Source organism: Methylobacter svalbardensis (genome assembly GCF_037671525.1).
In the GTDB taxonomy this organism is placed as follows: Bacteria; Pseudomonadota; Gammaproteobacteria; order Methylococcales; family Methylomonadaceae; genus Methylobacter_A; species Methylobacter_A svalbardensis.
In genome coordinates this window covers 1-829 of the sequence record NZ_JAWPOH010000193.1, presented here as the reverse complement: position 1 = coordinate 829, position 829 = coordinate 1, and the positions used below count along the sequence as shown (strand labels likewise).

Below are 829 nucleotides of genomic sequence, written 5' to 3'. Positions count from 1 at the left end.
TAGCATCAAAGCAGGACTCAATCAATTCGAGGACTTTGGGTTCGTCGGATAGTTGATTTAAGGCAGCGTTCAGCAGTTTGCGCTGGTGATGATCTAATTCACGGATTGCAGTAATTAATTGAAAAAACTCGGCGTTTTTCATGATGATCTCCAATTGAAAACCTACATGGCTTATTTTATGAAAAAGAAATAAAAAATTCCATAGTTAACGATGACATAGCCATTAGAAATCTCCGTAGGCCAATACTCGGACAAAGGCCGTAAGGAAATCAACCAGGATTTTCACGGCGTTTATATCCCGAAAGAACCGCAGTTGAGTTCGAAAGGCATTGCTATTGGCTTGGCCGACGGGATCAGTAGCAGCGATGTCAGCCATATCGCCAGTCAAGCCGCTGTGACAGGCTTTTTGGAAGATTATTTTTGTACCTCGGAAGCCTGGTCGGTAAAAAAATCGGTACAACGAGTTTTGATAGCAAGCAATTCTTGGTTATATGCTCAAACCCGGCAAAGCCGGTATTGTTACGATATGGACAGAGGCTATGTCTGTACCTTAAGCGCGATGGTGATCAAATCCACTACTGCGCATATTTTCCATGTCGGCGATTCAATTCACGGATTTACCGATTACGCGACCATGACCTGGAACAGCTCACCAACGATCATCGGCTTTGGATTTCGCAGGATAAAAGCTATCTATAGACTTCCAGAAAATTAATTTCCAAAACAGTAAAAAACTCCTTTGAAGATATACTTATTTCTACTGAAAAAACTTAAAGGAGCACTTAAAATCATAACGCTAAGCTTTTCGAATTCAATTGTACAAAAACTG

At 41.0% G+C, this 829-nt stretch carries 1 protein-coding gene; it reads left to right on the top strand.

All coding sequences use genetic code 11. The features are described 5' to 3' along the window. Positions 1 to 313: 313 nt before the first annotated feature. Positions 314 to 715: a protein phosphatase 2C domain-containing protein gene (locus RW114_RS20800; protein ID WP_340124631.1), complete on the top strand. Its 402-nt coding sequence runs from the start codon at positions 314 to 316 to the stop codon at positions 713 to 715. Positions 716 to 829: the final 114 nt, after the last annotated feature.